The sequence below is a fragment of the Phormidesmis sp. 146-33 genome, assembly GCF_052939515.1.
This window is the reverse complement of sequence record NZ_JBJPHU010000189.1, coordinates 1-7970: the sequence shown is the minus strand read 5'-3', so window position 1 is coordinate 7970 and position 7970 is coordinate 1. Positions and strand designations below refer to the sequence as shown.

Annotated in this window: 5 protein-coding genes; 3 read left to right on the top strand and 2 right to left on the bottom strand. The window is 50.5% G+C overall.

What is annotated here, in order from left to right:
• Positions 1–229: 229 nt before the first annotated feature.
• The 3 genes from ACJ2PR_RS34135 to ACJ2PR_RS34125 all read left to right on the top strand — a co-directional run bounded on the left by ACJ2PR_RS34135 (position 230) and on the right by ACJ2PR_RS34125 (position 5115).
• Positions 230–1408, top strand: a complete 1179-nt coding sequence (locus tag ACJ2PR_RS34135) for a murein hydrolase activator EnvC family protein (RefSeq protein ID WP_446880380.1) — start codon at positions 230–232, stop codon at positions 1406–1408.
• 357 nt (positions 1409–1765) lie between these two features.
• Complete coding sequence (locus ACJ2PR_RS34130; protein WP_446880379.1) at positions 1766–3112, top strand: hypothetical protein; 1347 nt, start codon at positions 1766–1768, stop codon at positions 3110–3112.
• 152 nt (positions 3113–3264) lie between these two features.
• A complete protein-coding gene (locus ACJ2PR_RS34125; RefSeq protein ID WP_446880378.1) occupies positions 3265–5115 on the top strand; it encodes a polysaccharide deacetylase family protein in 1851 nt (616 codons plus the stop codon).
• Positions 5116–5272: 157 nt separating this feature from the next.
• Here ACJ2PR_RS34125 and ACJ2PR_RS34120 read toward each other — a convergent pair whose 3' ends face one another.
• Both ACJ2PR_RS34120 and ACJ2PR_RS34115 read right to left on the bottom strand, forming a co-directional pair.
• The gene (locus tag ACJ2PR_RS34120; protein WP_446880377.1) at positions 5273–6430 is read right to left on the bottom strand and encodes a glycosyltransferase family 4 protein; all 1158 of its coding nucleotides are present in this window, start codon (positions 6428–6430) and stop codon (positions 5273–5275) included.
• A 46-nt stretch (positions 6431–6476) separates the two neighbouring features.
• Positions 6477–7970 (bottom strand): O-linked N-acetylglucosamine transferase, SPINDLY family protein (locus ACJ2PR_RS34115; protein ID WP_446880376.1); only part of this gene is annotated, 1494 nt, incomplete at its 5' end.

Genomic DNA, 7970 nt, shown 5'->3' with positions numbered 1-7970 from the left:
GTATTGGTCAATACCCGTACTCACTTGATTCATCCCTTTGTTCAGCAACGCCCAATTTTCTAGTAGTTATCTTCAAAGTTCCTGCGATCGTTTTAATCAAGGGATGAGGTACAGGTCTTTCTGTGATGATGCGAGAAATTTATTCAGCAAGGCGACTCACTTTAATCCAGGCTTGCTGAAATCGCATCTATGGAGATAATGGTGTCTTGTCTTGCGCCATTGGTGAAGAATGCTGACCTGGTTGCCTAAAACAACAGAAATTCGGCGGTTTAAGTGGGTCATTCTCTTGGGAGTGATTTGCTTGAGCTTTGCGGTATGGCTGTTTGCTCAACCGGGAGTCAGTCAGGAAGTGGACGCGCTCAAACAGCAGCAGCAACAGATTGATCAACAGCGATCGTTGATTCAAAAAGAGCGCGATCGCTTACAAAAACTCGAACAGTCTGCCCAAACCAACCTCAAAGGACTTCGCAAAAATATTCAGGCGACGGCGGCTCAGATTCAACTCGGCGAAGCCAGACTCAACACGGCCACTCAGCAACTCAAAAAGCTAGAAGTTTCGCTAGAAGCGACCGAGAAGATTTATCGCACTCGCCAAAGTTCGACAATTTCTCGCCTTCAGTTTCTTCAGCGTCAGCAAGGAAGTCGCGGGTGGGCGGTATTGTTGCAAAGTCGCAATCTGAATGATTTTCTTGATCGCCGCTATCAACTCAAGCGGATCTTTCAAGCCGATCGCAAAATTCTCGCTAGCCTGAAGACGGATGCCGATCGCCTCGATCGCAAGCGTAGCCAGATCGAACAGCAAAAAAACGACATTGCTCTCCTGACTCAACAGCTACTCGCTCAAAAATCAGAATTTGAGGCACAGGCTGATTATCAAAAACAAGTCGTGGAGCGATTAAAGAGCGATCGCACTGCCCTCGAAGCCGCCGAAGCGCAACTGGCTCAAGATTCTAAAAATATTGGTGAACTGATTCAAAAACGAGTCGCCGCAGCCCGTGCCAAAGACGGCATTGTAGTGCTGGGAACGGGCGTGATGGGCTATCCCAGTGATGGCGAAATTACGAGCAGCTTTGGGTGGCGAGTGCACCCGATTTTGGGCTATCAGCGCTTTCATTCGGGGGTTGACTTTGGAGCGGACTATGGGGGTGTGATTCGAGCGGCCGATCGCGGAGTCGTGATTTTTGCGGGCTGGTACGGCGGCTATGGAAACGCAGTAATCATCGACCACGGCAACAATATCACCAGCCTTTATGGACACTCCAGCGAACTCTACGTCTCAGAAGGGCAGTCGGTCGAACGAGGACAGCCGATCGCCGCCATTGGCTCAACCGGACTCTCAACCGGGCCACATTTGCACTTTGAAGTCCGGCAAGCCGGGGAGCCTGTCGATCCGATGGCTTACTTTTAACCATTGCCCTCATCAAAATTGCGGAATGTTGAGTTTTTTGTAGAGATAGCGAGTTGCGATCGAAAGTTTTTACTTTCTGTCCACTTTGAGGATTAGAATGATGAGCCACTGACCGGAAGGCAGTTGTTTTAAAGGTGAATTCGATCCGAGTCCTTCGCTTCGCTAATCAGCACTTCTGCCCCCCAAGCTGCCAATTTTGGCGGACTTTCAGAAAAGATCTCTGGTTCAAAGTTCCTGACTGGTGGGAATTTGGAGGCGTTCTCAGAGTCGCAAGCAAAGCGAAAGATGGAATTGAATTCTCGTCAAAAAAGGTGTGAGCGCAGATGGACTTTGTGACAATGACCAAAATTCACCACCATGAACGCGCAATTGAGACCGTCCCAGCAGAGTTTGAACACGCTGGGGAGCCTACTAATGGGCGCAGCAATCTTGTTTGCTTTGCCTGCCCAACCTCAAATGATCGTGCCTCAAGCTACCGCCGCCGCTAGAGTCAAACAGCGCGAACAGCAGGTACAGCAGATTCGTCCCGATCGCTACGACCTCACCCGCTACCCCGTCACCGACGCAAACGAACGCTACTGGCGCAATCTCCTCTGGTCAACTGCGATCACCGAACCTCAATCCGCCGTAGTTGACAAGACGATCGCTCAGATTCTCTCGCTCACGACTCGACGGGGACTTTCTAGCGCTCAAAGCAGAACGATCGAAATGGCGATGCAGGTGGGCACTCAGCTTTATCTGAGCAATCCGACTCAGTACGAAAGCATCCAGCAGCAGTTTCAGCAAACCATTGAACGGAGCAGCAACGCAGAATGGGCGGCGATGTCGCTGTCAGCTTTGGCGCAGAGCGGTGCAGAGCGTGAACCTCGCAAACAGTGGAGCGATCGTCTTCAACAACGCTTTCCTCAATGGCGCAACAATCCGCATTTATTCACAACGCTGCAAAGCCTTGATCGTCCCAGCGTGACTCCACCCCTCAAAGATTTGCTCAACTGGACGATCGCGCCTGGTCAACTTCACATGTATGTAATCTGTCGCCCCGATCGCGGTACGCTCTGCCAAACGGTTCTAAAAGATCGTCGCGGTCAGTTTGTGCGAGAAAAAGGGGAATTGTGGTCAGCGCCACTATTGACGCGATCGCTACATGGGTTAGCCAGCATCTTTACTCGTGGGCAAACGCCTCAAGGCATCTATCGCATCGAGGGCAGCATTCCTCAACCAGATACCGAATTTTTTAGAGCCTATGGCACCTTTCCACTGGTCAATTTGTTTGTGCCGTCTGAGCCGGGAGTGAAAGCGTTCTTGCCCGATCGTCCCGGTCAGATTCGCGGATTGTCAGCCTATCGATCGCTTCTGCCTCCTTCGTGGCGCAATGATCTGGCGATGCAGCAAAGCTATTGGGCAGGGAGAGTGGGTCGCGGGCTATTTAGAATTCATGGCAGTGGAGAAGCGCCCACTTTTTTTACCAACAACAGTCGCTATCCCGCAAGCGCTGGGTGGAATCCGACGATCGGCTGTCTCTCGGCTTTAGAACTTTATGATCAGACCGGGCAACTTCAGCAGGCAGACATGCCCAAAATTTTGAATGTGCTCACAGCGACGGGTGGACGAAACTTTACAGGGTATTTAATCGTGGTAGAAGTTCCGGATTTAGCCAACAAACCCATTGCGATCGAGGAAATTGAGGCGATCGTAAATCCGTAAGGTTTTCAACAAATTCATCGAATCTTGTCAGCGCAGTGCAAATTACGCCAATTTACTGACTTGATCGAAAAGATTTGGGCGATGTGACCCATAGCACCTCAAAATCGCCCCAAAATCAGTTAGATCTAGCAGTGAAGTTGCTGAAACTGATTATGAACTTTTCTCGCTGGACAAAGTTTCTTCCTTTAAAACGCGGGCCGCTAAAATCCAGATGGAACCGATTCATTCTCATCAGCCTTCCGCTCTTTGTGCTGACGATCGCCCTCACCGTCTCATCGTCAAATCGGCTACTGGTGAATGGCATGTCTCAGGTGCCACTGTTCAACCTTGCCGGATTAAATCCTCTAGCTGCCAAAACATTCTCCCCGATTCTCTCTAGCTTTGACATTTCGCTGAAGTCTTTGTGTCGTCAAGGCAACTCGCTGGGCTATCAAGCGGCTACCGCGATCGGCGATCGTTCGATTCGCGATGCTAATTCGAGCGGCAGTTTAGAACCCCTTGCCCCCGGCTGGAAAGACAAGCTCTCGGCTCCTCCGTTTCCTCAAATTCACGGGCGGGCGCGTTTGGCAAAAGTTCCGGTGATGATGTATCACGACATCATTGCCGAAAAGCAAGTTTTCTTTGACGTTACGCCCGAAGAGTTTGAGTCTGCGTTGCAGTTGATTCAAAAAAATGGGCTGACTCCGATTAGTTTGGATCAGCTTGTCGAGCATTTAAAGACGGGAATCCCGCTGCCCAAAAAACCGATCGTTCTGACTTTTGACGACGGCTATCAGGGTCACTACAAATTTGTCTATCCGTTGTTAAAGAAGTACGGCTATCCGGCTGCGTTTGCGATCTACCCTGCCAAAGTCGGGACGACAAAGGGACGATCGAGTGTCACCTGGGAGCAACTGCGCGAAATGGTTGCTGACCCGTTGGTAACGATCGCTTCTCACAGCGTGACCCATCCTCTCGATTTGCGGGCGCTGTCTGATGAGCAACTCAAAAAAGAACTGGTCGAGTCAAAAAGTACGCTAGAGAAAGAACTGGGACAAGCGATCAAGTATTTTGTCTACCCATCGGGCAAAAATGACGATCGCGTGCAGCAAGGCATTCAGCAAGCTGGGTACGAAGCCGCCTGGACAATGAATGACGAAGAAACTCGGTTTGCAGAAGATTCAGAAAATTTGCTGACCATCGATCGCATTGGTCAGTCTGAGTTAGCTCAAGTCATCGAAAAAGCCGATGGTGGCCCGCCGCTCACCTTTTTGGGCAACAGCGCCCTCAACTTCTACGCCCCCGTGGAATTGACTCGCAAGACTTCTAGCCAAGTGCCGCTAATTTTTGCATCGGGTGGCAGACCGATCACGATTCACGCAGACAGCCGCTACCAGGTTTCTGAAATTATTGAGGGGACGAGTGCGATCGCGGCCGTCGATGGCGGATTTTTCTCACTCGAATCGGTGGATTCCAATATTATGATTGGCCCCGTTTTTAGCCAAAAGACAGGAAAGTTTGTGCCAGGAAATCCCAAAGAACTGCCGTTGCTGAAAAACCGTCCCCTGGTCTTGATCAACGCCAACACGGTGAAGTTTATTCCCTTTGACCACACCCGTCACAACACACAAGCTGCGATGGAAGCCGAACTGCCTGGGTTGACCGATGCTTTTGTTGCGGCGGGTTGGTTGGTTAAAGACGGGCAGCCTCAAGACGCTCAATCCTTTGGCAAGCTATATGGATTTGATGCAGAACGCGATCGGGCCTTTTGGGGCGTAGATTGGGCTGATCGTCCGGTTGTGGGCGTTTCTGGCGATTATGTCAACTCGGTCAAATTTGGGGAAGCGCTGAGTGGGGCGGGTTTGCGAGATGCGATCATGCTTGATTCGGGGGCGAGTGCGTCTCTGGCTTACCAGGGCGAATCGATGATGGGCTACACGCCGCGTCCGGTGCCCCATGTCGTCGCGCTATTGCCCCCTGAGCCAGTCGAGACAGCTTGTGATGTGACCTCTCAAAAGCCTTGATTGCAGGTGAATTTGATCAAATCCTTCGCCGCGATTTTCTGTTCAAAAACGCCTCCTAAATTCCCGCTGGGACTTTGAAACTAGAGATCTTGTCTGAAAGTCTCTCAGAATTGGCAGTTTGGGGGGCAGAAGTGCTGAACACCGCAACGAAAAGACTTTATCCGACATTTCTGACATTCATCAGGTCTAGCAAAACGACTTCGAGTTGTTCGGTGGCTGTGATTTGGCTGAATTTTGAAAGGGCGCGTTGTTGTCCCGCTTGGGCGATCGCTCCCCACCTTTCTCGATCGTTCACCAGCGACGATAGCACTTCTGCCAGTTCAAACGGATTCTCTGACTCAAATAGCAGGCCGTCCTTTCCCGGTTCTGCAACGACTTCTTGAGCGCCCCCGGTGCCACTTGTGACCAGCGTTAACCCGGCTGCCATTGCTTCAATCTGACTGATACCAAAGGGTTCTGGGAAGCGGGACGGAAACACCAAGACATTGTGGGTTTGATACAGTTCGATCAGGTCTTGTCGAGACAGCGCGCCCACAAATTGCACCGTTTGCATTCCTTCTGACTGAACAAACCGTTTCAGGGCTTCGACAAAATCAGGCTGGAGAGAACCCCCTGCGATCGTTGCCCTAAATTCAACGCCCATCTCCTGAAGCATCGATAAAGCCTCGATCAGCACATCTGCGCCCTTATAAGGAGCCACCAGACTCGCGTAGGCAATATGAAGACGATCGCGCTGGGGCAATTTTGCTTGATAAAAGGCCTCAACCTCTGCACCAGGATAAATCGTCTTCGTTGTCTCAGTTGGATATCCCGCCGCTTGCAGATTTTTTCTGACCCAATCGCTACAGGTGATCAGCCGAAACGTTGATTGGTATGGGGTTTGGTCGGCCTCATAGTTGGGTTTGTCATTCATTAAGTAATGAGCAACAGGTACGTTTGCGGCTAACAACTGCCCTAAAATCTCAGTATCGTATTGCAAAAAATCGAGATTGCCCGCCAGACAAACATCAGGACGAAAGGACTGTAGATGTTGAGCAAGAACGGCTTGATTTTGACTCACGATCGCATCCAGCAATTCTTCTGATCGCCACTTTGGCCCTTGAGAAGTCCATTCACCTAGAAGTGAGAAACAACGCTCGATCGTGGGTTCTGTGTATTGACTGGGATGAGAAGCCGAAAAACTTGGGGTGTCGCTTGTTAGAACTAAAACCCGGTGTCCTTGATGTTGAAACAATCTGGCAAAGTCAGCGATCGATCGTTCATAGCCCCCCAAAATCTGCGGCGGATAGAGATTTGTGACTACCAAAATTCTCATAAGAAGAACGCCCTATTTAAAGAAAATCTAAAGTCCAGGGTCTATGTCAGTGTCTATCTAATGTCTGACTAATGTCTAATCTCGGTTTAACCCCAGACTCAACGTAGATTGCCCACATCTGTTCGTAGGCGTTTTCCATCTCACGGGTAAATTGTTTTGCGTTCCACAGTGGCGCAGTGTGTTTGGATTGTTTCAGCTTCCAGCTAACTTGTTGGCGTAGAGCCGCATCTTGCCCCAAACGAACGCCCCATTCTACATATTCTGCATCCGTCCAGGCGATGCCTTCTGTGATGCCTGCATTTTTGAGCATGGTGTAGCTGTTGCGGGCGGCAAACTGGTTGCCCACTCTTGTGACTAGCGGAATTTCCATCCAGAGAGTTTCGAGCGTGGTCGTTGCGCCATTGTAGGGAAAGGTGTCGAGAACGATGTCAGCGATCGCCAAATTGGCCCGATGAATGGCTTCTGACGCGACGTTGGGGAGAAACCGAAAGCGATCGAACGCCACACCTTCCTCGTCAGCAAGTTCTTGAAAGAAGGTCTGGACGGCTTTTTGATCGGCTAATCCTTTGACCAAAAAGTAGCTGTTGGGCACCTGCCGGAGAATTTTTATTTGCAGTTTTGCCGTCTCTCGGTGACGCTTGTAGCCCCGTTGGGCACTCAAAAAAACCACCGCATCGGCAGGAATGTCTAACTCATCGCGCCTCACCGTCGGAAGGCCAATCTCAAACCCCTCGACCGCAACGTAGGTCTGAGGCAGCCGCCAAATCTTCTCGACGTAATACTCATCAGCCGCTTGGGGCAACACATAAGGGTCAGCGATGTAGTAGTCGATCGTAGACATTCCTGACGCATCCCACCCCAGCCAAGTCACTTGCACAGGGGCAGGTTTGAGGGCAATCACTTCGCAGGTAATGTCTAAAGTAATGCTGTCTAAGTCGATAAGAATGTCGATGTCGTCTTGAGAAATCTGGTCAGCAATGTCAAGGCTACTGGTCTCCATCAGACGCGCATAGTCAGCGACTTCAACGTACTGCGCCTGGAGGGAGTCGTTCATCTGCTTGTAGTTGACGAAGTAGAGATATAGCTCAAAGCGATCGCGATCGTGATATTTCATCAACCATCGGGCTAACCAACCGACCGAGTGGCTATAAAAGCAGTGACAAATATAGCCAATTTTGAGTTTTGGTTTCGTCGCGGCTTGAGGTTTGAGTGAGTGGCGCTGCTGGTAGCGATCGACCCGTTCTTGATAGCGTGACTGCATTTGGGTTCTGCAAATCTCTACGACCTGATTTTGTAGCCAGCGATTGCGCTGTGGCTCGTCGCGAAAGTAGGAGAAAAAGTAGTTGACAACCAGCATCCGCAGGGTCAACACAGAACTGATAGTCGCGGGCGGATTTTTGATCAGTTCTTCGAGCAGAGATTCGTGCGTTTTGAGGGCTGAAATCGCTTCTTGCCAGTAACCTCCGGCATTCATCAAGCCTCGGATCAGAGAATGGCTGCTGTAAACCCGATCGGGCACTGTGTCAGACAGTTCAATACA